26 protein-coding genes are annotated in these 24,387 nt (G+C 41.6%); 6 read left to right on the top strand and 20 right to left on the bottom strand.

What is annotated here, in order from left to right:
• Positions 1-11 precede the first annotated feature (11 nt).
• The 18 genes from FTV13_RS02355 to uvrB all read right to left on the bottom strand — a co-directional run bounded on the left by FTV13_RS02355 (position 12) and on the right by uvrB (position 16,360).
• On the bottom strand, positions 12-2,132 hold the full coding sequence (locus FTV13_RS02355) for a DUF3987 domain-containing protein (protein ID WP_180010840.1): 2,121 nt from the start codon (positions 2,130-2,132) through the stop codon (positions 12-14).
• Positions 2,125-2,526, bottom strand: coding sequence for a hypothetical protein (locus FTV13_RS02350; RefSeq protein WP_180010837.1), 402 nt, complete (start codon positions 2,524-2,526; stop codon positions 2,125-2,127). Before FTV13_RS02350 ends, FTV13_RS02355 begins: the two co-directional genes overlap by 8 nt.
• Positions 2,519-2,902: a hypothetical protein gene (locus FTV13_RS02345; RefSeq protein ID WP_257218401.1), complete on the bottom strand. Its 384-nt coding sequence runs from the start codon at positions 2,900-2,902 to the stop codon at positions 2,519-2,521. Before FTV13_RS02345 ends, FTV13_RS02350 begins: the two co-directional genes overlap by 8 nt.
• Positions 2,899-3,150, bottom strand: a complete 252-nt coding sequence (locus FTV13_RS02340; protein ID WP_180010835.1) for a hypothetical protein — start codon at positions 3,148-3,150, stop codon at positions 2,899-2,901. Before FTV13_RS02340 ends, FTV13_RS02345 begins: the two co-directional genes overlap by 4 nt.
• A gap of 2 nt (positions 3,151-3,152) precedes the next feature.
• Positions 3,153-3,350, bottom strand: a complete 198-nt coding sequence (locus FTV13_RS02335; RefSeq protein ID WP_042891319.1) for a hypothetical protein — start codon at positions 3,348-3,350, stop codon at positions 3,153-3,155.
• Positions 3,347-3,586 (bottom strand): hypothetical protein, encoded by a 240-nt coding sequence (locus FTV13_RS02330; protein ID WP_180010833.1) that lies wholly within the window; start codon positions 3,584-3,586, stop codon positions 3,347-3,349. Before FTV13_RS02330 ends, FTV13_RS02335 begins: the two co-directional genes overlap by 4 nt.
• Positions 3,583-3,801: a helix-turn-helix domain-containing protein gene (locus FTV13_RS02325; RefSeq protein ID WP_180010831.1), complete on the bottom strand. Its 219-nt coding sequence runs from the start codon at positions 3,799-3,801 to the stop codon at positions 3,583-3,585. Before FTV13_RS02325 ends, FTV13_RS02330 begins: the two co-directional genes overlap by 4 nt.
• Before the next feature lie 3 nt (positions 3,802-3,804).
• On the bottom strand, positions 3,805-4,098 hold the full coding sequence (locus FTV13_RS02320; RefSeq protein WP_180010829.1) for an AlpA family transcriptional regulator: 294 nt from the start codon (positions 4,096-4,098) through the stop codon (positions 3,805-3,807).
• Between the two features lie 102 nt (positions 4,099-4,200).
• Complete coding sequence (locus FTV13_RS02315) at positions 4,201-5,202, bottom strand: hypothetical protein (protein WP_180010827.1); 1,002 nt, start codon at positions 5,200-5,202, stop codon at positions 4,201-4,203.
• 147 nt (positions 5,203-5,349) lie between these two features.
• Positions 5,350-6,540: a site-specific integrase gene (locus FTV13_RS15860; protein ID WP_180010825.1), complete on the bottom strand. Its 1,191-nt coding sequence runs from the start codon at positions 6,538-6,540 to the stop codon at positions 5,350-5,352.
• Between the two features lie 248 nt (positions 6,541-6,788).
• On the bottom strand, positions 6,789-7,922 hold the full coding sequence (proB, locus tag FTV13_RS02305) for a glutamate 5-kinase (protein WP_005234922.1): 1,134 nt from the start codon (positions 7,920-7,922) through the stop codon (positions 6,789-6,791).
• 27 nt (positions 7,923-7,949) lie between these two features.
• Positions 7,950-9,155 (bottom strand): Obg family GTPase CgtA, encoded by a 1,206-nt coding sequence (cgtA, locus tag FTV13_RS02300; RefSeq protein WP_004782712.1) that lies wholly within the window; start codon positions 9,153-9,155, stop codon positions 7,950-7,952.
• A gap of 358 nt (positions 9,156-9,513) precedes the next feature.
• The gene (locus FTV13_RS15695; RefSeq protein ID WP_227607459.1) at positions 9,514-10,008 is read right to left on the bottom strand and encodes a hypothetical protein; all 495 of its coding nucleotides are present in this window, start codon (positions 10,006-10,008) and stop codon (positions 9,514-9,516) included.
• Positions 10,009-10,206: 198 nt separating this feature from the next.
• A complete protein-coding gene (locus tag FTV13_RS02290) occupies positions 10,207-10,581 on the bottom strand; it encodes a helix-turn-helix domain-containing protein (protein WP_125278388.1) in 375 nt (124 codons plus the stop codon).
• A 212-nt stretch (positions 10,582-10,793) separates the two neighbouring features.
• Positions 10,794-12,251 carry a glyceraldehyde-3-phosphate dehydrogenase gene (locus FTV13_RS02285; RefSeq protein ID WP_004782721.1) on the bottom strand — a complete coding sequence of 486 codons (1,458 nt, stop codon included), beginning with the start codon at positions 12,249-12,251 and terminating at the stop codon, positions 10,794-10,796.
• Positions 12,252-12,497: 246 nt separating this feature from the next.
• Positions 12,498-13,430 carry an EamA family transporter RarD gene (gene rarD / locus FTV13_RS02280; RefSeq protein WP_179992246.1) on the bottom strand — a complete coding sequence of 311 codons (933 nt, stop codon included), beginning with the start codon at positions 13,428-13,430 and terminating at the stop codon, positions 12,498-12,500.
• A 166-nt stretch (positions 13,431-13,596) separates the two neighbouring features.
• Positions 13,597-14,196, bottom strand: coding sequence for a lipocalin family protein (locus FTV13_RS02275; RefSeq protein WP_179992245.1), 600 nt, complete (start codon positions 14,194-14,196; stop codon positions 13,597-13,599).
• 142 nt (positions 14,197-14,338) lie between these two features.
• A complete protein-coding gene (uvrB, locus tag FTV13_RS02270; RefSeq protein ID WP_034170047.1) occupies positions 14,339-16,360 on the bottom strand; it encodes an excinuclease ABC subunit UvrB in 2,022 nt (673 codons plus the stop codon).
• A gap of 577 nt (positions 16,361-16,937) precedes the next feature.
• Here uvrB and FTV13_RS02265 point away from each other — a divergent pair.
• Positions 16,938-17,726, top strand: coding sequence for a hypothetical protein (locus tag FTV13_RS02265; protein WP_034580895.1), 789 nt, complete (start codon positions 16,938-16,940; stop codon positions 17,724-17,726).
• Positions 17,727-17,782: 56 nt separating this feature from the next.
• Here the strand turns inward: FTV13_RS02265 and FTV13_RS02260 are convergent, their stop codons facing one another.
• Complete coding sequence (locus tag FTV13_RS02260) at positions 17,783-17,962, bottom strand: hypothetical protein (protein WP_004782731.1); 180 nt, start codon at positions 17,960-17,962, stop codon at positions 17,783-17,785.
• A 445-nt stretch (positions 17,963-18,407) separates the two neighbouring features.
• Between FTV13_RS02260 and FTV13_RS02255 the strand changes: the two genes are divergently transcribed.
• The 5 genes from FTV13_RS02255 (at position 18,408) to FTV13_RS02240 (ending at position 22,800) form a co-directional block, all read left to right on the top strand.
• On the top strand, positions 18,408-19,502 hold the full coding sequence (locus FTV13_RS02255; protein WP_034702885.1) for an OmpW family protein: 1,095 nt from the start codon (positions 18,408-18,410) through the stop codon (positions 19,500-19,502).
• Positions 19,503-19,684: 182 nt separating this feature from the next.
• Complete coding sequence (locus FTV13_RS02250) at positions 19,685-20,899, top strand: MFS transporter (protein WP_180010823.1); 1,215 nt, start codon at positions 19,685-19,687, stop codon at positions 20,897-20,899.
• Positions 20,892-21,026: a hypothetical protein gene (locus tag FTV13_RS15690; RefSeq protein ID WP_257218399.1), complete on the top strand. Its 135-nt coding sequence runs from the start codon at positions 20,892-20,894 to the stop codon at positions 21,024-21,026. The genes FTV13_RS02250 and FTV13_RS15690 overlap by 8 nt, the downstream gene beginning before the upstream one ends.
• A gap of 185 nt (positions 21,027-21,211) precedes the next feature.
• Complete coding sequence (locus FTV13_RS02245) at positions 21,212-22,171, top strand: TauD/TfdA family dioxygenase (protein ID WP_179992243.1); 960 nt, start codon at positions 21,212-21,214, stop codon at positions 22,169-22,171.
• A 299-nt stretch (positions 22,172-22,470) separates the two neighbouring features.
• Positions 22,471-22,800 carry a four-helix bundle copper-binding protein gene (locus tag FTV13_RS02240; protein WP_004782738.1) on the top strand — a complete coding sequence of 110 codons (330 nt, stop codon included), beginning with the start codon at positions 22,471-22,473 and terminating at the stop codon, positions 22,798-22,800.
• Positions 22,801-22,899: 99 nt separating this feature from the next.
• On the opposite strand, the gene sthA is transcribed toward FTV13_RS02240, so the two are convergent.
• Positions 22,900-24,315 (bottom strand): Si-specific NAD(P)(+) transhydrogenase, encoded by a 1,416-nt coding sequence (gene sthA, locus FTV13_RS02235; protein WP_005234884.1) that lies wholly within the window; start codon positions 24,313-24,315, stop codon positions 22,900-22,902.
• Positions 24,316-24,387: the final 72 nt, after the last annotated feature.

The following is a 24,387-nucleotide window of genomic DNA, read 5'->3' as shown; positions in this document are numbered from 1 at the left end:
TAGTCACTTAGTCACGATTCTACTAAAAAAGGGTGAATTACAACGTACCTTGTGCGCCCTATAGATTCGATCTTGATATAGTGTGAATCTTCTAGTTGCTGAATAATCATTTCCAAAAGGTTTTTATTCTTTTGCATGGGTCTAGGGCATGAAGTTTGAACATTTGAGTACGCTATGCGGTCGGTCTTTTGGTCATTGCACTTTTTGGCAATCCACTTAATCAACTTTTCAGCATCACTTTCCGCTTTAACCTCAATTTCTGCATACATCGCCCACTCATTTAATGAATGTTTAACAACCTCACAAGCTCCCTTTAGGGTTTTGGCATCAATCCACTGTAAGCCCTCAAAATAAGCGAACACAGTAGCTAGACGGCGTGCTAATTGACTGGCACGACTAGCGAACGCTTGTAGGTATTCGTAGCGTTTCCCTTTGCCCTGTAATTCTTCAAACATATTGTAGAACGCTGCATCTATTTCCTTTGCTTCTTCATTCATAGGCAGAACATATCGCCCATTATGCAATTCATGCTCGGCTTTCACTTGAGGGCAGTCATCAAGTAGATATTCGCATCGCGTCCAGTAGGCTATAAGCCTATGGTCAGTGCTTGCATTCTTATTTCGATAGATTGCATCTTGTAGGCGTGTGCCTGCTAGGTTTTCGGGAATGGTTAGAATGAATCTAGGCAAAAAACCTTGTCCCCTTAACACTGGGTCTTTTAATGCTTCTGCTAGAACTTCGTGCTGTCCCTGCAAATTAAACGTCAATCGAACGTCATAAGCTCGGCCACTGCCATTTAAGTTCGACTTAGATCGGGTACGCTCCACAAAACCATCATCAAATAACTTTGCATAGCCTCCTAGTGCTTGGTTGCGTGTATCGGCTTTCATGCTATGACCGCCAAAAAATTGCCCTGCCTCATCACTGGCAATAGAGGCATTATTTAAAACGCCGTCAATGAAAAGCCCTGCAATAGATTCAAGGGTTATATCGCTGTATAGGGTGCTAGGGTCATTCGGTGGTGGATTCTCTGCACAGTATGCCTCACGGTCTTTTTTAGGTAGCCCAGCTTGACCGCTTTTCCACTGCTCTAGTTCTTGTCTGTATGCCTCGTACTGTTTACGCTCATGCCTAATGATGGCCTGATCCGCTAGGTTTCGGCTTGTACTCTTACGGCTTCCGCTTTGGCCCTCGGTCAGTAGAAACAAGCTGCATGGTTCGCCTTGTGTATTAAATGGATGGGGAGCATTAACGCGGGCCTGTGCAATATGTGACATTGCACCAATGACACATTGGGCCGTCATTGCAATCGGTGATTGCACATGCTCAGAAATAGCCCTTACTGCCTCCTGTGCCAGTGGTGGCAGTGCATGTATCGGATAAGGATTTAAAACGGTTTCTGATTGAGATAACGGCAATAAATCACCCCAATCGGTAGGCTTACTTAATAGCTCAATAGCTTCCTCAATAAACGCCAGTACCTCACTTACGCTTTCATCCTGACTTAATCCAATCTCGAACTGATTTACACCGATTCTTAAATACTGGCATAGCAGCCTAACAGCCGTGTTCTGCTCCAGCTTTTTAAATGGCTCAAGGTGCATTTGTTCAATTCTGACTGGCAAATAAAGCTGCTTATAACCTGCCTGTGATAACTGGTTAATAACGAACTGTATTTGTTCAAAATCATACGGCTTGAGTTCTGTTTTATGGCTGCTGCATAGGGTGGGCAGTAGCACCAATACAACGGCGTAGCCAGTCTGTGCGACCTTAAAGAAAGCCTCCAGTCCATAAGTAATGATTACTGGCTGGGCATGGTCAAAATCACCATACCTTGCAAAACCTTTAGCCAGTCCATCAGGTATGACGGCCACACGCTGCCCATCCTGCATGACTGCACATTGAACAAGCTCCATTTGCCCATCATAGATAGGCATAATTAAAGGCTGTGCATAGGTAACGCCGTTTATATCCACATTGCCATCATCAATATAAATCGGCTGCTCAGGACTGCCAAAACGCTGTATTAATGGATGTGATGAATAAGCATCATTAAACGATACAAGCTGTGTGCATTCGTTTAAAATGGCATCGGGTGTTATTAGTTCTTTGGGGTGGTCATAATCAAGCATTGTGGCTACCCCCTTTCATCACATAATCCACCGCAGTTTCTAGCAATTCATTTAATGTGCTACAAGCTAGGGTTAATCCATTTATAGCTGCTGCTGTATGCCCTTTTGCTAGGTTTAAATGCGCCAGTTCTTCAAGCGTGTATAAGATGCCAGTAGCAAGATTAACAATCATTGAGATGTCCAGGATTGTTTTTGCGCTCGCACTTTCAATATCTTCTAAAGCAGCACTTGCCAGCGTTTCGCATACTTCAAGCATCGCCTTTGCTTTGTTATCGGATATGTCGTGTTGGTCATAGCTCACATATAAGCGAAGCAATGTACCTTGCAGTGATTCAATAATCACTTGAGAATTTTCTAAAAAGTTTTGAGCGGTTTTATTGATTTGATTAGGCATGATTGCCTCCTAAGACAGTTTGAGTTTTGAGAAGTTTCACCAATATAAAACTGGTGATGGGATTCACTCTCGAGGTCTTAGACTCGCCCCACATATTCGCCATTGCTGACTTATTTTGTGATGTCATCCCATCATAGATGGATTGCAGCCTTGTTGGCGTAGCTGTAACGCTTGCGCTTGTTTTCTGCACAGCTTGAGAGGCTTTGCAAAACTTAGGCACAAAAAAATCACTTTTACGATGTGAGGAATCGCTAAGACTATTTGAGAGGTCTACAGCATAAGCGGAACGGCTTAGAGTTGCAATAACAAAGCAAAACAAAACAAAGCACATGCCTAAAAGTAGTCCTTTAAACATTTCAAAAAATAGCTCTTTCATGCTGCTACCCCTTTCAAAATTGCATCATTCAAGGTGGCAAGGCTGCCTAAATGTAGAATCAAAACATCCTTTGCATTTCCATCATTTAAGAGCTGCTTTCTTGCCTCGATAACGTCTGCAATGTCGCCATCCATGCCAGTGACCTGTAAGAGTTTCATAGGTTCATCATTCAGGATTAAATCCGCTTCAATGTCGGCTTGATCTGTTGGGGTGAATGAAGCAAGGACGTAGGTATATAAATCGTTCATGCTCACAACTCCTCTTGTATGATTTCTAGGACTTCAATCATTTGTGCTTTGATTTCTGCCATTGAGAAGTTTTTGCCCTCCTCAATATCAATAATTAAACCGACTGCAACATCATAGATATTCGCTAACCGCAATTCGTCATCTGTAAAGGGAAGGTCATCCACCACGCTTGCAGATTTAAAATCTATAATTTCGCTCATGCTGCCACCTCTGCCAACTTGTCAAACAAAGTCTTTAAGCTGCCATAGTGAAATGCCACAACGTCCACCGCATCGGGGTTTTTCATCAGTTTTTCATGAGCCGCCAAAATCTCTAGCTCTGCACCATCCACCGCATCAAGTTCAACAAATACCATTGCATCATCATTCACGATTAAATGTGCTTCGGTTTCTGTGTCTTTCATTGGTCGGTATGAAGCCAATACAAAATCTTTCATGCTTCCACCTGCTTAATAAGTTCATAACGTGCATGTCTGCCAATGCCTGACTTATTGCGCTCGTTATGGGTCACAATGTCATAGCCTGCATTGCGTAAACGCTGAATAATTGCGCTCAGGCGGTAGCAGTTGAAAAGGTCGATAGCCTCAGCCTGGGAAATAGTTTTTCCTTGCTTGAGGTGTGCTAGGACTTGTTTTAATTGGGTGTTATTCATTGATTAAGCCTCCATCGTTGCAATGTTGGCTTGTTCTTCAATCCATGCCTGCACCTCAGACATACGCCATACAGTGACGTTGCCACTGATTTTAAGAGGTTGCGGAAATTTCCCTTGCTTGACCCAAGTCCAAATTGTTTTTTCACTGACTGGGAGTAATCCGACACGCTCAGGCTTGGCATTAACTTTGCGTTTCATGCCTGCATTTTCGCCTGTCTTTACTGTGTAGATTTTTTCGGGGGTAGATGGTGCGCTCGCTAATTGTTTAATACGAGCATATTGTTCTGTGTATAGCATATTGCACCCTTGCAATTCATAAAGCGTTATTGCTTGGGTGAAGTATGTTTTTGTTTTTTATTGTTTTGTTCTAATTAGAATTACTAGCACTCTAGTTAGAATTTACTTTGTGTTTTCATGAGCTAGTTTTAACCAGTCACCTATAACATCCTTGCTAAGTGGTGTACCTAGTCGTTCAAGCGTAGCCATGATTTCTTTATTAGAATCTCCATATGGTTGAGTAATATCTAGTTTATTTAATTCGCATAAGGCACTAATAATTTTTGAGGCATTATTCGCTGTTCTAGGATGTAAAATATCCACTTCTTTTGTATTTTTTTCTTTTTGGAATAGTTTTTTGATTAGACTATCAATGTCAGATTTTAAAAATCCCTGCTGAAAAATTCCATCCGTATAAAAACTACCAAGTATATCCTGTTCTTTTTTTTCAATTTTCCAATAAAAGCTACTATCACTAATAAAATATCTGCTCACACTTGGTATTTGGCTATCGTAAAGCCCATCGTGGTAGTTTTTGATTTCTTCTTGAATAAGTCCTTTAATGCTAAGTGAGCTATCTAAAAAATCATAAATGCCGCTTTTCACTGAAAACGTATTTTCTTCATGAAATGCTAATCCGCCATTACCTCCCTCTAATAATAGTATGCGGGAGGCTTTCTTAATTTTAATTAACCTATCTATAGACTCTTTTTTACTCAATAGTTCTGCATATTCTTCCGTTTCTTTAACAAGTTTAGAGGCTTTAATAAAAGCATTCAGTTTAGTTAAGGGCAATGCACTACTGTATTCGTCTGAAAGGTTATTTACGCAAAACTCATAAGCCAGTGAAGATACCTGCTCATCAAAACTCTGTTGAGCGAAAATGGTATCATCTTCTTTTTTTTCAAAATCCGCTTCAATACTTTGATGCTTTTTAAGTTGAGTGTACTCATCAGCACTTATAAAAAAGCCCTTGATGGCGTTAAATTCGGTAATCGCTTTATATTTAATAGGGATTTCATTTTCTAGACAGTAAATTAAGAAAGTTCTTCTATCTATATCTAAATTAGTTTGTTTATTAAAATAAGATATAGCCTGCTGTTTATTCAGAAATTCTAAATTCAAAATCAATGCCTCCCACAGCACCCCCAAAAAGTAGCTAGGTAAACAAGTTGGGTACTTGCTTGTCGGCTGGCCTGCCTATACCTAGCTGAATCAATATATCAAATAATTAAGTAATTGCTAGTTATTGCACGTCCTATCTTGTCGTACTCAAACAGACTTTTTAAACAAGATAATATCGGGGTCATCTTCCTTGTGTAGATGGTTGGCTAGTTCTTCAATGTCGGGGTTATAGTAGGTATTAATTAAAATGCTTATGGTTTTATGCCCTGTAATTTTTGCCAGTACCTCTACTGGGAGCTTGGCATTCTTAACCATGCGTGAAATGGCTTCATGTCGGGTATCGTGAAAAGTTAAATCATTAATTTTTAATTTACCTTTCACTACTTGGGTAAAGTATGCAGATAATCCGCCCCTGCCCACTTCACCATCAGCCACCTTATTTTTAAGAGTGCATACATCGGCTTCGTCTATCCCTCGCATATAACTTAAAAGCTCAATAGCTCGCTTGGATAAAGGCACTTTTCGAGCTGTACCGTTTTTAGTGATTTCAAGCTCTACATGCTTGTCGTAAACATCCGACCACTTTAAGCCTGTTATCTCGCTTGCCCTCATTGCTGTTTCTATAGCAAATAAAAACGCCCATGCTGTTTGCTGTTTCTTAGTGATTGGCTGAGAACGTCCATCATATTTGAATGCCTCTAAGATTCGGTCTATCTCATCTTGTGAAATACGTCTGTTTCTACTTACTGACTGTTTCGGCTTGGCTACATCGTCCAATGGGGAGCTGCTCATAATTCTTAGCTCTTGTCGTGCATACTTGAACACAGCACTTAATAAGCCCAAGTCCCTAGCTACTGTCGCACTCTTAACCTTTTTTAATCGCTCATCCCTAAATTGAATCATGTCTAGCTGTCCTAGTTGGTTTACTGGTTTCTTCATCAATCTGGGAAATGATTTTATATAGCTACTCAAAATAACGGTTTCCACACGTCCGCCCCTTTTGTGTGGTGTGACTTTTTCAGCATAAAGCTGGATCAGGTCGGCAAAACTCATTTCTGATAAATCTTTTATCTTGTCCTGTCGTTTTTGTTCTGTCGGGTGGATGCCCTCGGATATTTGTTTTTTTATCTCGTCACGTCTTAAACGTGCATCTTTAGCATTGAGCACCTTTGGATACTCGCCCAGGGTGATTGTGTTCTTTTTCCCATCAAGCGTATAAAGCACTTTCCAAGTTTTACGACCTGTCGGGGATACGAATAAATACAGCATCTCACTATCATTGATTTTCTGTAATTTACTCGATGGCTTAATAGCATCAATCTGTAATTTAGATAACACGGCAACCTCACGACAATTCTTTAGCTTTCAGGCAATTAAGAGGCTTGGTAGTTGATTTAACCTCCACACCCCCTAAAAACAGGTATCTTTTTGAGTACTTATGGCGATTAATTATTTTTAACCTCCATTTTAACCTCCCACTTTAACCTCCTGTTAGTCTATTGCATGTTATTGCACCACACAAGAAAAAGGCTCAATCCCTTACAGAATCAAGCCTTCACGTTATGTTAGGTTATGGTAGGTTTTTGCTAATATATTGCCATATGATTACGGTGAATCATCTCTAAAGAACGCGCTTCACCCAAGACCTGATGCACTTTATCTGAGGCCAGACCTTTCACGATTTCCGCTGAACGTGAACTGAAGTTGACACGTCCTACAGCAATGCGGTGACCTTGTCGGTCAACACATTCAACCACATCACCACGGTCAAAATGTCCTTCTACCGCTTTGACACCGACCGGCAACAGGCTACGGTGATTCTCTTTAATGGCTTTAACCGCACCATCATCAATTACCAAACGACCTGCGGTTTGCAGATGCGCTGCCAACCATTGCTGATGTGCAGTCATGCGATCATCATCAGTGATAAATAACGTACCCAACATTTCACCTGCCATCAGGCGCGATAAAACATTGTCGCTATCACCACTAGCGATCAAGGTTGGGCAACCAGATTTCGCAGCCAGACGTGCAGCACGGACTTTGGTCAGCATACCGCCACGACCAAATTTTCCGCCGCCGCCTGCCATATCAAACAGGCTTTCATCCATGGCACGCACGGTATGGAACAGTTTGGCATCCGGATTAGAACGTGGATCCGAGTCAAACATGCCTTCCTGATCAGTCAGGATAATCAGCAGATCTGCGTGAACTTGTCCCGCCACCATCGCAGCTAAGGTATCGTTATCACCAAAGCGAATTTCGTCAGTAGAAACCGTGTCATTTTCATTAATGACCGGAATCACATGCCAGTCAATCAGGTGCTGCAAAGCATCACAAGAGTTGAGATAGCGACGACGGTCTGCCAGGTCATCATGAGTCAATAACACCTGAGCAGTTTGAATGCTGTGTTTTTCCAGCACACTTGACCAGGTCTGGATTAAACCCATCTGACCAATGGCAGCACAAGCCTGAAGACTGGGTAGATCGGTGGGTCGATTCTCAAGTTTCATTCGAACCATACCTTCAGCCACAGCTCCGGAAGAAACGAGAATAATCTCGTGTCCGGCATTGTGTAGATCCGCGATTTGTCCCGCCCAATGCGAGATAGCATCTAAATCTAAACCTTGCCCGTTTGCTGTGAGTAAAGATGATCCGATTTTAACAACGATTCGTTTACAACCCTTGAGCTGACGTTGCCCATCTACCACTTCTATCATCTTGTCCTCAGACTTATCTTTAAAAGATTAACGTACGTAATATACTTCTACGTCGCTGTCGTCATCATCTTCATCATCAAAGTCATCGCCGCCCAGACGTTGAGCGCGACGCATTTCACGATAAGCTTCTTTCGCAGCAATCGTTTGTTCACGTGTTTCAGCTTCAAGCTGATCACGGAATTCTTTCATCTCTGCTGCGTATTCAGGATCTTCAACTTCGCGTTCGCGTTGCTGCTCGATTTGATCCATCAGGTAATACACCACATCCTTAGTTCCTTCAGCCGTTAAGCCTGAAGTTTTAAAGACAGGACCTTCCCACTGCAATTCTTCAAGAATGTGATTACACCATTCATCGCGAGTATCTACAGCAAGCTGATCGACCTTATTCAGAACCAATACCACCGGTAATTTTGAAAGTGTTGGGGAGAATTTTTGCAACTCATTCAAAATCGCTTTGGCATTGTAAGCTGGATCTGAACCGTCAATCGGTTGAACATCGACAATGTGAAGCAGAATACGAGTACGTGCCAAATGTTTCAGGAAGCGAATCCCGAGACCTGCACCTTCTGCCGCACCTTCGATCAGACCTGGAATATCCGCCATTACAAATGAACGGTGACGATCCGCATCCACTACACCCAGATTAGGTACCATGGTCGTAAACGGATAATCTGCCACTTTTGGTTTTGCTGCAGAGACTGCACGGATAAAGGTTGATTTACCTGCGTTTGGCATGCCAAGCAAGCCCACATCAGCCAGTACTTTCAGCTCAAGGCGGATTTCACGGAATTCGCCTTTGGTACCATGCGTACATTTACGCGGAGAACGGTTGGTTGATGATTTAAAGTGGGTATTACCCAAACCACCTTGACCGCCATGTGCCACTAATACTTTCTGGCCATCTTCAACCAGATCGCCAATAATATCGCCAGATTCTGAATCGACGATAGTTGTTCCTACAGGAACTTTTAAAATAACTGATTCGCCACCACGACCAGCACAGTTTGCGCCAGCACCGTTTTTACCACGTTCAGCGCGAAATTTACGGGTATAACGATAATCTACAAGGGTACTCGTGTCGTCGTCAGCCTGAATATAAATGCTGCCGCCACGACCACCATCACCACCATCTGGACCACCAAATGGTACGAACTTTTCACGGCGAAAACTGGCTACGCCATTGCCACCGTCGCCAGCCTCTACGGTAATGACTGCTTCATCAACAAAGCGCATAATGCCAATCCTCTAAAAACTTTAAAAACCGCCTATTCTGCCATATTTTAAAGCATTTCTCGACTATATTTATTGGGCTTTCCATGAAGAAGACCCAATTTAAGATTATTTTATATTATTCAAGCAAAAAGCTGATACAGATTGACGATTTATCAAGAAATTATTGTGAGGAACTTATACAAAATAAAGATCAACAAAATATTTTTACTTGGCTTAAATTTGAGTTAGGTCTTTTCTTATAGTTGAAGTGATTTACTGCTTTAAGCTTAATTTTCTTGATTGTGTTTTACTCTTTGATTGAGTTGATTTTGAAAAAATAACTTATTTGTAATCCAAAAGAAAATTAGAAACTGTCTTATTAAGTTTTATAAAAAACAAGGTTGATGAGATAATTTCTAAGCTCTTGATTCGATTTATTAGCTTCACCTACTGTCATATCAAGATCATTTTCATATTTTAAATAATTAGCTTTAAAGTAAGTATCATCATTACCATATGTTCCAATATGATCACAGAGTTCTTTTATACCTTCATTCACCAACTCACATTCAGAATTAAAATTATTTACCAATGTCTTTAATTCTATATTTTCCTCTTGATACCGAACTATCATATCCAGATTCTTTTTGAGTGAAGATGTTCGATCTTTTAATTTTTCAATTTCAAAAAGATACTGGTTATTAAAAAGTTTTTCTCTATTTTCACTTAATTGCCATGATCTAAATTGATATTTCACACCATTTGCTACATCTATCAAATGATTCTCTAATTCAAGCAAAGATGCATAATTATCTTTAGACATACTAGATAGAATTTCACTCCCTTTCTGCTCTCTCCAACTCGTATAAGTCATCAATACTGCTATTGGAGCAAAGATTGAAGCTGATCAAAGTAAAAGATTAGTCGCTAAAGTGAGATCAACTTCTAAAAGTCGAAAGATCGCATAAATTGCGATGCATAAAGTTAGGATAATTGCGTACACTGCCAATAATCGAGCAACTAAATTTTCTGATTTATCCATTTATTGCTTCCCCCAAAAGCAATTTAATTTTTATTTAGTAACACGCTCTTTATTTTCCAAAATCTCTGGCAAACTGCGCTCTACCCAGCCAATCAAATAGTTTATTTTTTCTGCTGCTTGCGAACCGGTAATGGTCAATTGATATTCCACTTTGGGTGGCACAACGGGATAAACCGTTCTTAAAATAAAACCATCTTGCTCCAACATTTTTAAGGTTTGCGCCAGCATTTTTTCACTGACCCCTTCAATTCGCTGTTTCAGCTCACTAAAGCGATGTACACCTTCACTTAAACAGCGCAATACTAGCACTGACCATTTATTGGTGAGATGTTCCAGTATTTCACGGGATGGGCATTCATTAGATAGCACCTGTCCCAACAATGGACTGATTGCATACTTGGTCATTGAAGAGTTCCTTTCTTGATCACGGTTTTTAGTTATTACTTACTATTTTTAATGTACTTACCATTTGTAAGCTAACAGATTCATATGAGCGTATCAAGGTGAATTTTCCATCAATTAATGTATATGATTTTATTAAGCTGATTGGCCAACTTTATTTTCCACAATAAAAAAGAGCCTCAAAAGAGGCTCTTTTTTTAGATGACTTCTACAAATTATGCATTTGTTTCAGCAGGAACTTTTGGATAGCTTACGCCGCCCATTTGTTCAGCAATGCGAAGTACCTGGCAGCTATAACCTACTTCGTTATCATACCAAACGTAGCAAGTTAAACGGTTGCCTGAAGTGATGGTCGCTTGAGCGTCGAATACACCTGCAGTACGAGAACCGATAAAGTCAGAAGATACAACTTCAGTCGAGTTTGTATAACCGATTTGACCTTGAAGGTTAGAATTGATTGAGATTTGGCGAATGTATTCATTTACTTCATCACGATCAACTTCTTTGTCTAAAGTCAGGTTCAGAATTGCAAGAGATACGTTTGGCGTAGGAACACGTACAGAGTTACCAGTCAACTTGCCTTTCAGTGCAGGAAGTGCTTTCGCAACCGCTTTAGCAGCACCAGTCTCAGTAATAACCATGTTCAATGTTGCAGCACGGCCACGACGATCAGCTTTATGGTAGTTGTCGATCAGGTTCTGGTCGTTTGTGAACGAGTGAACTGTTTCAACGTGACCATTGATCACTGTGTATTTGTCGTTTAACACTTTCAGTGTTGGAGTGATCGCATTGGTAGTACAGCTTGCAGCAGAGATGATTTGATCTTCATCAAGGATGTCAGCCTGGTTCACACCAAATACAACGTTCTTCATGTCACCTTTACCAGGTGCAGTCAGAATTACGCGAGCAGCGCCTGGACATTTCAGGTGTTGAGCAAGACCTTCAGCATCACGCCATTTACCAGTGTTGTCGATCACTAAAGCATTTTCGATACCGTATGCAGTGTAATCCACTTCAGATGGATTAGATGCATAGATCACTTTGATGAACTGGCCGTTTGCAATGATTGCTTCGTTTTCTTCGTCTACAGAAATCGTACCCGCAAATGGACCGTGGATTGAGTCACGACGTAATAAAGACGCACGTTTTTCAAGGTCACCGTCAGATGATTTACGAACTACGATTGCTTTCAGGTTCAAGCCGCGGCCTAGACCTGACTGGCTGATCATCAAACGGGCCAGGATACGACCGATACGACCGAAACCGTAAAGCACCACGTCTTTACCTTCTACAGAAGTTGCATTGCCTTCAAGTGATTTCACAGCGTCAGCAACGAATGCGTTAACATCACCACCTTTTGCTTTGAATTCAACAGCAAGTTTGCCTAGATCAATTTCAGCAGTACCGATGTTTTCCACTTTTGCCAATGCTTCAAGGATTGGGAAAGTGTCTACAACAGAAAGCTCAACGTCTAATACGCGAGTACGACGATGCGCTTTAAGGATCTGGATTACAGAACGGTTAATTAAAGAGCGACCGTAAACTGTAGCTACGATATTTTTTTCACGATATAACTGACCTACTAGGGCAATCATACGTTCCGCAAGTTCTTCACGGTTTTTCCAACGACCTTGGTGCTCTGCATGGAGGGCAACGATAGTGTCTTTGCTCACAGATACGTCCTCTAATTAATTGTAAATCTAAGCATAAATTTCAAAACCCGATAATTGTAATGGAATTGGCCGCAAGTTTGAATCAAAAGCTGATTAACTCTGGCCGAAAATCCGATATATTCACTATAAATTTTGAAAATAATTGTAATTAGTCAGATGATTTTGCATTTAAAATTTGAAAAATCATCTATTCCCTGTAAAAACCAGATTTTTGTTAAATGTTGTTTATTCAGCCAAATTTATCATTCAAGAATCTAAACGTTTCTGATAACGCTCTAAATTTTGTGCTAGTGTCAGGCGTCTTTTTCGTTGTTCAATAATGTGTAGTATACCTTCAATTACCAACAATACGACGGCCAGCCAGATCGGAAGATAGGTCAGCCATTCGCCGGCTTCAACCCGCTCCCCTAATGCCATAGACGCAAAAGCCAAAAGTACTGGCTCCAGATAGCTCAATAGCCCAAAGATGACAAAAGGCAAATAGCGGCTTGCCAGAATATAGCTTCCCAATCCTAACGCACTTAAAAAGCCTAGACCCAATACCGCAAAAATCAGATGCTGCGCATTAAGAATCAATTGCATGGAATCGCTATGAATAAAGCCCAGATAAATCGCGACAGGCAGAATGATGAAGAGGTCCCACCAGAAACCGCCTAAATGATCCGTCTGGAATTTACGGCGCATAAAGAAGTACAGCGGATATGCCAGTGCCACATAGACCGTTTCCCAGGCAATGAAACCAATCCGCCAGATTTCATGTCCCACACCTAATATGGCCAGTGCGACTGCTGCCATCTGCCAGCGCGATAGTTTTTCCTTATAAAGCACACATCCGACCAGCACCATGACTAAGGGCAACAGGAAATATCCCAAGGATACCTGTAAACCGCGGCCATTAATTGGTCCCCATAAAAAGAGCCACAACTGTGTCGTACATAACAGGGAACTGATGATCAACCAGAGCAGAAAAGCAGGTTGTTTGAGAATGCGTTTTAAAATTTGAGTGATATGGCTGAGGTCACCTGACCACCACATGAACGCAGTCAAAAATGGAATGGTCGCCAGCATCCGCCAGGCAAAGGTTTGTTCACTGTCTAAAGGCTGCAACAATGGCGTGAATATATACAGGACACCAAATACCACTGATGCTAATACCGATAATGCAATGCCTTTATACATGCTTCAAACCCAAAATCATTCCGGCGCATTATAACGATTAGTCTAAAATAAAGCTTGAAGATTCATCTGACCAAAGGTGACAACAAGGCAAAATACATGATTCAAAAAAGAAAGCATTAAAAAACCATGCCGAAGCATGGTTTTTATACATAGCCCGAGTGGCCTTTTATTTTCTTGCCTGTTGGGTTTGTTTGGTATGAATCACATCACTCAAATCATAACCCACAGATTGCGCATATTGCAGGTATTCATTCACCACATTCTGATCCAGTTGAGGATCACGTGACAATACCCACATATATTTACGTTTTGGCTCACCGACCAGTACGGTTTGATAATTATCATCCAGCTTCAATACCCAATAATCGCCACGGCCCACTGGTAACCAGCGAATAAACTCTGGTAAGAAACTTACCTTAAGCTTGGTGTTATAAGGTGCATTCTGAATGTATGCCTCACCTACGGATTGAGTCACCTGACCATTTTTCTGGATACAGCGGTTATCTACATTAACGTTACCATTTTCATTTAATGTATACGTCGCCGTAACGTCACGATCACACTTGTTCTGGAATGTAAGTGGCTTACGAGCCACTTCATACCAGGTGCCCAAATAACGGTCCAGTTCAACTTTCTCTACAGTGGGTAAAGAATCGTTCTTGGCATAAGCCATGGTTGCAGCCCCGAGTCCAAGTAGAACTGCACTACCCACTGCAATTTTTGCAAGTTTCAATCCCGCATGAGGGAGATTATTTTTAGTTGTCATACGATACCTATTTGATCAGGACAAAATTTTCAACATGAATATTTCGTACTTACAATAGCGGCATCCGCAGACATATTTTGTAGCATTATGTTAGGTTTGTGATTGATTTTACGTAATTTAAATCTGTAATTTACACACAGACCTAACTTAACATCTGCGCTTTTAAACGTAAAATTTCATCCCGTATACGTGCAGCCTGCTCAAACTGTAGTTCTTTTGAAGCCTTGAGCATTTCTTTTTCCAGTTTATTGATATGCTTCGCGAACATCTTTGGATCGGCCATGATATGGCGTTCATCTGCACTAATTGCACGGGCCTGATCGGAAGCTTTCAGCTCAATAGTTTCATCATCCAGCACTTCGCCTGTATCAATTTCCTTAATCACCTGACGTACTGCACTACGTGGTGTAATGCCATGCTCTTCATTAAACTGGATCTGTTTGGCACGACGGCGTTCAGTCTCATCAATCGCTTTTTGCATAGAATCGGTAATGCGATCCGCATACAAAATCGCTTTACCTTTCAAGTTACGCGCTGCACGACCAATGGTCTGGATCAGTGAACGCTCTGAACGCAGGAAACCTTCTTTATCCGCATCCAAAATCGCAACCAGTGAAACTTCTGGCATATCTAGACCTTCACGCAGCAGGTTAATGCCGACCAGAACATCGTGCACACCGGTACGCAGCTCATGAATAATTTTCACACGCTCAACAGTATCAATATCGGAGTGCAAATAGGCCACCTTGATTCCATATTCTTTTAAATAGGATGTCAGGTCTTCCGCCATACGCTTGGTCAAGGTCGTCACCAGCACACGCTCATTCATTTCCTTACGAATATTGATTTCAGACAATACATCATCGACCTGTGTCAAGACTGGACGGATTTCAATTTCCGGATCAATCAGACCGGTTGGACGAACCACCTGCTCGACTACCTGTTCAGATTTTTCCAGTTCATATCGTGCAGGTGTGGCACTGACGTACACGGTCGTCGGTACAATACGTTCCCATTCCTCAAATTTCATTGGACGGTTATCCAGTGCACTTGGCAAGCGGAAACCGTAATTCACCAGATTTTCTTTACGGGAACGGTCACCTTTGTACATGGCTCCAATTTGTGGAACAGTCACGTGCGATTCATCGATAATCAGCAAGGCATCATCGGGTACATAATCAAAAAGCGTCGGCGGTGCTTCGCCTGCCGGACGACCCGATAAATGACGTGAATAGTTTTCGATACCGTTGGTATAACCGAGCTGCTGCATCATTTCCAGATCATAACGGGTACGCTGCTCGATCCGCTGAGCTTCCAGCAACTTGTCATTTTCACGGAAAAAGACCAGACGTTCTTTTAATTCATCTCGAATGGTTTCAATCGCGCGAGCCAAATTGTCTTTCGGTGTTACATAGTGACTTTTAGGATAGATCGTGACACGCGGCACTTTACGGATCATTTTCCCGGTTAAAGGATCAAACCAGCGAATGGAGTCGACTTCATCATCAAACAGCTCAATCCGGATGGCATCCTGATCCGATTCGGCTGGGAAAATATCAATGATCTCACCACGAATACGATAGGTACCGCGCAGGAATTCCAGTTCATTACGCGAATACTGCATTTCAACCAGACGGCGAATAATATCATCACGTCCAATACGGTCGCCTTCGACCACATGCAGCAACATGCTCATATAGGCATTCGGATCACCCAGACCGTAAATCGCAGACACTGAAGCGACAATAATTGCGTCGCGACGTTCTAAAAGTGCACGGGTGGCCGAAAGACGCATCTGGTCAATGTGGTCATTAATTGCCGCATCTTTCTCGATAAAGGTATCTGAAGATGGCACATAGGCTTCTGGCTGATAGTAGTCATAATAACTGACGAAATATTCAACCGCATTATTCGGGAAAAATGCTTTAAATTCACCGTAGAGCTGTGCAGCCAGCGTTTTGTTATGGGCCATGACAATAGTCGGACGCTGGGTACGGGCGATGACATTGGCCATAGTATAGGTTTTACCTGAACCGGTAACCCCCAGCAAAAGCTGATCGTGATAGCCTTTTTCTATACCCTTGACCAGCTTTTCAATGGCCTGTGGCTGATCGCCAGCAGGTTGATAATTGGTCACCAGTTCAAAGGGTTGTTTATCACTCATAGCTTTAATCATTTCACTGCGGATATCGACTCAATTTATTATGGGGGTAAAACTGAATTACTCAATCCCTATCCAGGTTTCTGTTTGGTAAAATAAAACAGTATCATTGTCATTATTTTATAGTGCTTTACTTTACTTAGATTTAATGAATAAGGTACAGATCAATCCAAATCAATTTTGAATTATGCAACAATCAATATAAAATTGAGATCTTTAAAAATTATAAAAAATTGGCAGGATAATGAAAGATAAAGAGTATCGTGAAATCGTGACTAAGAATCAGTTTCGCTATATGGGCACAATCATATTTTGTTTGGGCCTTTTCTATTTAGTTAGCGTTATTTACTTTCTTATTCAAAAACACTTTTTTTAAAACTCACCCATGAGTATCACTTGTGCAAAAGAATAAATTAAGCATTTTCAGACAACAACTTTATTTAGGTTTACTCGGTATGCTGTTTTGGATCATGGGTGGAATATTGTCCTATCTGTTTGGCTAGTCCTGCATAATAATACCTTGACCCTTATTCAATTCAAAGGCAACATGAAGCTAATCAGGACATCGAATAAAAAAGCCATGACTTACCATTATCACGATGAAAGTATTGTTAAATCTCTGCCAGAAAATACGGTATTTGTTTTCGGAAGCAACTTGGCTGGACAACATGCCGGAGGAGCAGCCAGAACAGCTTATGAGCATTTTGGGGCGGTCATGGGGGTTGGTCGTGGCTGGGCAGGTCAAAGTTATGCCATTCCGACTATGAATGAGCATTTGCAACAGATGCCTCTCTCACAGATCCAGCACTATATTGATGACTTCAAGATTTACACCAAGAACCATCCTAAAATTAAATATTTTATTACTTCGGTCGGTTGTGGCATTGCTGGTTATAAAGTCGAAGAGATCGCTCCAATGTTCAAAGGCATTTCTCACAATGTCATTTTTCCGCAATCTTTCCGGCCTTTTGTAGAAAAAGCGCTTCCGAAAATTACGTCGCAATTCCTGCATACCATCTTTCGGGATTCAGTGATTTTTACTCCGGCGACAGATGAGCTGATTGATGTTCTGGCACTGACCGATAATGAAAAGAGTCTGGCCAAAATTCTGCTCAATACTCAGATTTATCCGGTCGACAGCAATGGTCGTGATCGTGTATTCGAGATTGAAGATATTCTGCATAACCTGAATGGCAAGATTTTTGACTTTCAGAATAATTCTGAAGGTTCCATGCTGTTTGGTGCCGTAATTCTGGCGCTACTGGAACTTTATAATATCAATGAAAAAGACTTTATTGATGTCTGGAAAGGCGATCGTGAGATTGCCCCGCCAAAACCTGAAAATAAGGCGCGTAAAACAGTTCGCTAAGAAAATCTCAAATTTTACTCATAAAAAAGCCATGAACTTCATGGCTTTTTTATTTTTTAACGTTTGCCCATTGAACGGCGTGTACCACGAGGTGGCATCCAAGTCCGGTCGGCATAACGCTGCGGTTTAGGTCGCAGATCTTCCAGAACTTCATCTGAAGCAGATTGCTCTGCCTGTTTTAATGGAAACGGTAAATTAACCAGTGGCTTTTTCTTGGGAGAATTTTGGGAGCTCATGCGCAATACTCAATAATTTATGCGGCTATTGTACAAAAAAACTCTATCTGCTGTGTAGCATCGGTTAGCTAAATTTATTCAAGCTTTTTCTAGTAGGTTTTGAGCGGAAAATTTGCTGATTTCTTGTATAAATTACGTCCAGAGCAGAAAACTTAAATCATTATTTAAAACTTAGATTAATGAGAAAAATGTTACTCACTTATTATTCTATTACTTCGATAAAACTGAAAATTTTATAAAAATTAATATCCTATTTATCTTCACTATTCATAATAATTTTTACATAAATATATATTTTATTAATACAATTTATACAAATTTTGGAATTTTTTACTTTCTGTTAACTTTTCACTACTCGTTCTGTAACTGTGTAAATTGGTGAGATTTAACTAAATTGTTCAATAGAAAAACAAATAACTAGCACGGACAAGGAGTCCTCTGAACAATGAAGACAATCATGGTATGCATGGCAGGTCTAGCCACACTACCCCTGCTTGCACATGCAGAATCCCCATATTTCAGCCTACAGGATGGCGATGGCTTTAAGCGATTTTCCGTTTCAGTCGGTGCACTGCATGTCATGCCACAAGGAAAAGCACAACCATTTGCGGTAAATACAGCAGTTCAAGATGGTGAAACGGCTAAAGTTGGTGACATCTCGATCGCTGCAGTCAAAGGCAATCTTGATCCTGCTATGGAGTCGAATCTTTCAACCGGCTTCATTAACCTCATCGATGGCTTAGGCGGAAAAACTTTATCTGGCAATTTAAGTGGCAGTGCAGAGATTTATGGCTTGGAAAGCTGGAATAATGCTGGAACAGGTCTGGAAGCTGATGATGTCACTACACTCGGGATCATGACCAACTATTTCTTTACCGACAATGTCTCACTGGAAATAAAAGCCGGCATTCCTCCCAAAGTCGACTTGCAAGGTAAAGGCAAGATTTATGCACCATTCTCTGCAATGGCAACGCCAAGTATTGATTTAATTCCTCAAATACCGGGTGGCATTGATTTACCGAGTATTGACTTAAAAAATGACATCCCGATTACGGATCTGGAAGCATATGGACCGGCAGCATCTGCACGTGCCTGGACCCCGGCTTTTGAATTTCAGTACCATTTTGGCAAAACAGGTGTCAATAAATTCCGTCCTTATGTCGGGCTTGGACTCATGTATGCCTATTTCAATGAACTGGAAATCAATTCAAGTACTGAACAAGACCTGATTAAAGCCGGTCATATGATTGCCAACATTAAGGAAGGCAAAGCTGGCGCTTCTCTAGATGGGATAGAAAGTAGTGCTAATCCAAAAGTTGATCTGGAAGCGTCTGATGCTTTTGCTCCTGTCGCGACTGTCGGCTTCACTTATGACTTTAATGATACCTGGTTCGCGGTAGGTTCTGTATCTTATGCTCATCTGAAAAATGACACCACGATTACGGTAACAGATGCAAATCTAGGTGAACTGATTCGCTCCAAAGCCGATATTGAAGTCAATCCAATTCTGGCCTATGCCGGATTCGGGATGCGTTTCTAATCAATTAATTCTTTCATTAAAAAAAACTGAATACTTCAGGACAACGGCTACGGCCGTTGTTCTGTTTTCTGACGTTCTATGCAGCTATAAAAAAAATTTATCGTTTGATTAATTTTTATTTTATCGCCTCTCTAGGTTGAATCGAATACTATACCTATCAACTTTATATGCATGAATGACTTATGGCTGACAGTCAATTTTCCAGAACCCTGATTTGTATGCTGATTGGCGCTGCCATTATTCTGGCTTTATCTTTGGGGATTCGTCATGCATTTGGCCTGTATCTGGTGCCAATGAGTGAAGAATTTGGCTGGGGTCATAATGTCTTTAGTTTAGCCATTGCCATGCAGAACCTGATCTGGGGTGCTGTTCAGCCCATTACTGGTGCCTTCGCTGATAAATATGGCAGCAAGATTGTTGTTGCCATTGGCGGTGCCTTATATGCGCTTGGCCTGTTATTGATGGCTGTCAGTTCAACCGGATTATTGTTGAATCTCAGCGTCGGGCTGATTTTAGGTCTGGCCTTGTCTGCCACCTCTTTCCCGGTTTTATTATCTGCGGTTGGACGAGCTGCACCACCTGAAAAACGTAGTCTGGCAATGGGGATTGCCAGTGCAGCAGGCTCCTTCGGCCAGTTTATTATGCTGCCTTCAACATTATTACTTTTACAAAATGTCGGCTGGTCAGCAGCACTTGTCGTTAGCTCAATTTTAATCGCTTTGATTGTACCTTTGGCCTGGATGCTAAAAGCCCCGATGTATGTCGATCCGAATGCGACTCCTACACCGAATAAGGTATCACTCAGCTTTAAAGAGATTTTAGTGGTAGTCAAAAACCATAAGCCATTCTGGTTTCTGGCGATGGGCTTTTTTGTCTGTGGCTTTCAGGTGGTCTTTATCGGGATTCACCTGCCGGGTTATCTGATTGATCATGGGTTCAATGCTACAACTGGCACCATTTTCCTGGCACTAGTGGGCCTGTTTAATGTTGTCGGTACCTATACGGCTGGCTGGCTCGGTGGAAAATATTCCAAACCACGTCTGCTAATGGGCTTATACGGTCTGCGCGGGCTTGCAATTATCGCCTTTCTGATGCTGCCTTTAAGCACCTGGACGGTCTATGCGTTTGGTGTCATCATGGGATTATTATGGCTTTCTACCGTACCACTGACCAACGGTATTGTTGCCAATATGTTTGGCGTGAAATATCTGACCATGCTCAGCGGGATTGTATTCTTTACCCATCAGGTCGGTTCATTCTTTGGCGGCTGGCTCGGCGGTGTAAACCATGACATGAGTGGCAATTATAATGCGGTATGGATGCTGTCGATTGCCTTAAGTATTTTTGGTGTACTGGTGCACTTATGGGTAAATGAGGAGCAAATCGTACATGACTGATTCCACCTTTCTGCTCAAGCTTTCCATTGCGATAGCAATGGTACTTCTCCTCGCTATTTCTCTATTGCTCTGGAGCCAGACTCCAGAACTGTTTGAGTACTTTAATCAGGCTTTTTGCGCACACTGATTGTCAAATATTTGACATTTTTCAGCAGCTTTAGGACTTTGTTTTGCCATTTTAATTAAAAGATATCAAATCAATCATTTAGATATTTTTATTAATTTTTTCATAAGTTTAGCAATTCTTTTGATTTTATTTTTGCTCTGGTTTTTTTTAGATTTTCTGCAACAAGAAAATTCAGAGACTTTCCAATGACAAGCTTGACCCAACTTTCACAAGCCATTCACGATGCACCACGCTGGCATCAGCAAGATCAGTTCCAGAATACTGATGAAATCAAAATTGTCCCGCAGGCAGATCAAGCCCTAGGCGCAGTGGTTTATGGCCTCGATGCCCGTAAAGCCCAATCTGGCGAAACCATCCTGCGTCTGAAGCAGGCTCTGGCTGAACAATTGATCCTGATCTTTAAGAATCAAAGTCTGGATGATCTACAGTATCTGGCATTTGCCACCTATTTCGGTTCGATTTTCCGTCCAGATGCCGACACGCCAGTGCTGGCTTCTAAAACAGATACGGGCACTCCACCTGATGTCGTACCAGTTTCCAATGCAGTCGGTCAAGGGGATTACACCGGTCACGGTGAACTTGCACCGCATGCCGATCACCAGTGGACACCATTACCTTCTTTTGGCTCTTTACTCTATGCCATTGAACTGCCAAAAGACGGTGGCCAGACGTCCTGGATCAATACCATCAAGGCTTATGAAGCCTTAGATGAAAAAACCAAAGCAAAAATCGATCAGTTACAGCTCATTACCTATAATCCATTTGTACGCTTCCAGAGCAATAAAGGTGGTAATGCTTATGCAGGTAATATGCCAAAATATCGCTTTAAAGATCAGCCAATTTTAGGTCATGCCTACCCGCACCCACTGGTACGTACCCATCCTGAATCTGGCCGTAAAGCACTTTGGTTAAATACTCATACCGAAGTTGAGTTGGTAAATTATGATGATCAGGCAGGCAATGAACTGATTGCAAAATTACGTGAGCATGTCTTAAAACCTGAATTCGCTTATGAGCACCATTGGGAAGCAGGCGATATCGTGTTCTGGGACAATCAGGTTACTCTACATTCACGCCGTCCTTTCCCTGCTGATCAGCGCCGTTTATTAAAACGTATCAGCCTGGCAGGTAGTCGTCCATTTTAATCACCATAAAAATATAATAAAGAGAAAGGTCATTTAAGCCTTCGACAATAACGACTCATCATGTAGATTTTCCGCCATTGAGGAATGACCGCCTCAATGGTTTTATTTTTAAATTTTTAGTCATCCTATTTTGGGAATATCAGGATAGAGGTTTTAAATTAAATTTTTTAAAAATACAGCTTTTAACAAAATCGGTGATTGGATTACTTTTTCTCACTCAAACTGCCTAGTGTATTTTTCCTTTTCTGCTTAGCGTATTAAAAACAAGCGATTACTATAGCCGCAAAAAGGAGAAAAAAATGAACGAGATTCAGTTTTCAGATTGTGTCCGCGCATGTATGACCTGCTCGCTGGCCTGTACCAACTGTGCCAGTGCCTGCCTGAAAGAAGAACATTTAGAAATGATGCGGGAATGTATTCAGCGCTGTCTGGACTGTGCTGATCTGTGTCAGCTCTGCGCCCGCATGCAACAAAAGCAATCTCCATTTATCAAAGAGATTTGCGAGCTATGTGCTAAAGCTTGCGATTATTGTGTAGAAGAATGTGGCCATCATGAGGATGATCATTGCCAGCAATGTGCCGAAGCTTGCCGTCGCTGTGCTGAAGAATGCCGCAAAATGGCAGCCTAATTTCCAGCATTACTGACAAGATTGAATTTTTTCAATCTGGAAAATAAAAAACCCGCAAGCCAAACCTGCGGGTTTTTGATCTAACCTGAATAAATCAAATTAGAATAAACGGTTCATACCATTCAAGGTTGCCACACGGTAAGCTTCTGCCATCGTTGGATAGTTGAATGTAGTTTCCACAAAATACTTGATCGTATTGTTCGGGCTGTTCATGACTGCCTGACCAATATGGATAATCTCCGAAGCGTTATTACCGAAGCAATGCACACCCAGAACTTCCAGCGTATCGCGGTGGAACAGGATTTTTAATTCACCAACCGTATCACCGGTAATCTGTGCACGCGCCAGATGACGGAAAGAAGCCTGACCCACTTCATACGGGATTTTTTCTTCAGTCAACTGCTGCTCAGTTTTACCGATTGAAGAGATTTCCGGAATGGTATAAATACCAGTCGGAATATCAGTCACGGGTGCAACATCTTGCTCACCGCTCATGTTAGCACCTGCGCAACGACCTTGGTCATAGGCAGCAGAAGCCAATGATGGCCAGCCAATCACGTCACCTGCAGCATAGATATTTTCGACTTCAGTCTGATACTGCTCATTCACGGTTAATTGACCGCGACTGTTTGGTTTCAGGCCAATATTTTCAAGGCCTAAACCGTCAGTATTCCCTGAACGGCCGTTACACCACAGAATCGCATCTGCCTTAATTTTCTTACCGCTTTGTGTATGTAGAACCACATAATCATCAGAAGTTTCAAGGAAGTCGATTTGTTCATTATGACGGATCAATACACCCTGTTCACGTAAGTGATAAGACAACGCATCAGAGATTTCATCATCTAAATAGCTGAGCAGTTTTGGTTGGGTGTTAATTAGGTCAACCTTATGTCCTAGACCAATAAAGATCGATGCATATTCACAGCCAATCACACCTGCACCATAAATAATGATTTTTTGGATTGAGAAATCCAGATCCAGAATTTTATCTGAATCAAATACACGTGGATGATTGAAATCAAGAATTTCTGGGCGGTATGGACGTGAACCGGTCGCAATCACCAGTTGCTGGAACATAATGGTTTCTTTTATGCCATCTGGTGTAAATACAAAGATCGTATTTTCGTCTTGAATATAAGCACGACCATGATAGATATCAATCTTGTTACGGTCATAAAAACGTGAGTGAGTATCCACCTGCTGCTGAATCACTTTATGTGCATTGCGCAGTACCTGTTTCATGGTGAATTGTTTCCATTCACCTACTTTTTGAAACATTGGATCACGTTGATAACGGATAATGCTGGATACCGTTTGACGCAATGCCTTACTTGGAATCGTACCTACGTGAGTACAGTTACCACCCAGCTGTTCACGCATATCCACAATTGCAACACGCTTACCAGATTTGGCAAGTTTCATTGCCGCGCCTTCGCCCGCAGGGCCTGAACCTAGAACTACCGCATCGTACTTAACGAAAGTCCCACTAACGACCTCTTTTTTACGTGGCATTCAACGCTCCTTAAAATTAAAAAATTTTGCTTTAATCTACGCTATATTATGACGTAATTGCTGCCAATTTGG

The organism is Acinetobacter sp. YH12235, assembly GCF_013417705.1.
Classification (GTDB): domain Bacteria; phylum Pseudomonadota; class Gammaproteobacteria; order Pseudomonadales; family Moraxellaceae; genus Acinetobacter.
The sequence above is the reverse complement of the archived record's forward strand: the minus strand, read 5'-3'. Positions and strand labels throughout refer to the sequence as shown.

Bases quoted from the DNA above. Each gene is read 5' to 3' on its own strand.
- FTV13_RS02355 (WP_180010840.1), bottom strand. From the start codon at position 2,132: ATGCTTGATTATGACCACCCCAAAGAACTAATAACACCCGATGCCATT.
- FTV13_RS02350 (WP_180010837.1), bottom strand. From the start codon at position 2,526: ATGCCTAATCAAATCAATAAAACCGCTCAAAACTTTTTAGAAAATTCT.
- FTV13_RS02345 (WP_257218401.1), bottom strand. From the start codon at position 2,902: ATGAAAGAGCTATTTTTTGAAATGTTTAAAGGACTACTTTTAGGCATG.
- FTV13_RS02340 (WP_180010835.1), bottom strand. From the start codon at position 3,150: ATGAACGATTTATATACCTACGTCCTTGCTTCATTCACCCCAACAGAT.
- FTV13_RS02335 (WP_042891319.1), bottom strand. From the start codon at position 3,350: ATGAGCGAAATTATAGATTTTAAATCTGCAAGCGTGGTGGATGACCTT.
- FTV13_RS02330 (WP_180010833.1), bottom strand. From the start codon at position 3,586: ATGAAAGATTTTGTATTGGCTTCATACCGACCAATGAAAGACACAGAA.
- FTV13_RS02325 (WP_180010831.1), bottom strand. From the start codon at position 3,801: ATGAATAACACCCAATTAAAACAAGTCCTAGCACACCTCAAGCAAGGA.
- FTV13_RS02320 (WP_180010829.1), bottom strand. From the start codon at position 4,098: ATGCTATACACAGAACAATATGCTCGTATTAAACAATTAGCGAGCGCA.
- proB (WP_005234922.1), bottom strand. From the start codon at position 7,922: ATGATAGAAGTGGTAGATGGGCAACGTCAGCTCAAGGGTTGTAAACGA.
- cgtA (WP_004782712.1), bottom strand. From the start codon at position 9,155: ATGCGCTTTGTTGATGAAGCAGTCATTACCGTAGAGGCTGGCGACGGT.
- FTV13_RS15695 (WP_227607459.1), bottom strand. From the start codon at position 10,008: ATGACTTATACGAGTTGGAGAGAGCAGAAAGGGAGTGAAATTCTATCT.
- FTV13_RS02290 (WP_125278388.1), bottom strand. From the start codon at position 10,581: ATGACCAAGTATGCAATCAGTCCATTGTTGGGACAGGTGCTATCTAAT.
- rarD (WP_179992246.1), bottom strand. From the start codon at position 13,430: ATGTATAAAGGCATTGCATTATCGGTATTAGCATCAGTGGTATTTGGT.
- FTV13_RS02275 (WP_179992245.1), bottom strand. From the start codon at position 14,196: ATGACAACTAAAAATAATCTCCCTCATGCGGGATTGAAACTTGCAAAA.
- uvrB (WP_034170047.1), bottom strand. From the start codon at position 16,360: ATGAGTGATAAACAACCCTTTGAACTGGTGACCAATTATCAACCTGCT.
- FTV13_RS02265 (WP_034580895.1), top strand. From the start codon at position 16,938: ATGACTTACCATTATCACGATGAAAGTATTGTTAAATCTCTGCCAGAA.
- FTV13_RS02260 (WP_004782731.1), bottom strand. From the start codon at position 17,962: ATGAGCTCCCAAAATTCTCCCAAGAAAAAGCCACTGGTTAATTTACCG.
- FTV13_RS02255 (WP_034702885.1), top strand. From the start codon at position 18,408: ATGAAGACAATCATGGTATGCATGGCAGGTCTAGCCACACTACCCCTG.
- FTV13_RS02250 (WP_180010823.1), top strand. From the start codon at position 19,685: ATGGCTGACAGTCAATTTTCCAGAACCCTGATTTGTATGCTGATTGGC.
- FTV13_RS15690 (WP_257218399.1), top strand. From the start codon at position 20,892: ATGACTGATTCCACCTTTCTGCTCAAGCTTTCCATTGCGATAGCAATG.
- FTV13_RS02245 (WP_179992243.1), top strand. From the start codon at position 21,212: ATGACAAGCTTGACCCAACTTTCACAAGCCATTCACGATGCACCACGC.
- FTV13_RS02240 (WP_004782738.1), top strand. From the start codon at position 22,471: ATGAACGAGATTCAGTTTTCAGATTGTGTCCGCGCATGTATGACCTGC.
- sthA (WP_005234884.1), bottom strand. From the start codon at position 24,315: ATGCCACGTAAAAAAGAGGTCGTTAGTGGGACTTTCGTTAAGTACGAT.